Origin of the sequence: Bradyrhizobium sp. IC4060 (genome assembly GCF_020193715.1) — a bacterium.
In the GTDB taxonomy this organism is placed as follows: Bacteria; Pseudomonadota; Alphaproteobacteria; order Rhizobiales; family Xanthobacteraceae; genus Bradyrhizobium; species Bradyrhizobium yuanmingense.
The window spans coordinates 1-402 of record NZ_JADYVJ010000116.1; the positions used below are offsets into that span (position 1 = coordinate 1).

The window sequence follows — 402 nt, forward strand, 5'->3', positions numbered from 1 at the left end:
TGTAACAGCAGCGCCTCCACCACCACATTGCCGAATCCTTCGCTATCGGAGCTCAAAACCAGCATCCATGCGCCTTTTATCCACGGTAAGGGGTTTTTGTGAAAGCCTTTGAACCACACCCGATCGTCAATGTGCAGCGTTTTTGCCAGCTGGCGCAGGCGCTGCTCTTGCTCCGGTTTTCGCTGGCCTAGCAGCACCAGCGGTGCGTCGCTGCCGCTCTGCGCATAGGCTTCAAGCAGGCGGTCATGGCGTTTGCCCGGATGGAAGCGACCGACGTGAATCAGGTAGTCACCGTCCGGGCGCTCGCTATCGGCTTCCGCCTCGGCGCGCAGGGCGGTGATATCGAAGGGATTGTAGATGGTTTTCAGCTGTGCCGTGCGCAGGGCAAACTCTTTCACCAGA

General features: G+C 59.0%; 1 protein-coding gene. It reads right to left on the reverse strand.

The window, feature by feature from the left end:
- Window positions 1-402 (reverse strand): glycosyltransferase (locus I6F16_RS37755; protein ID WP_225174811.1); only part of this gene is annotated, 402 nt, incomplete at both ends.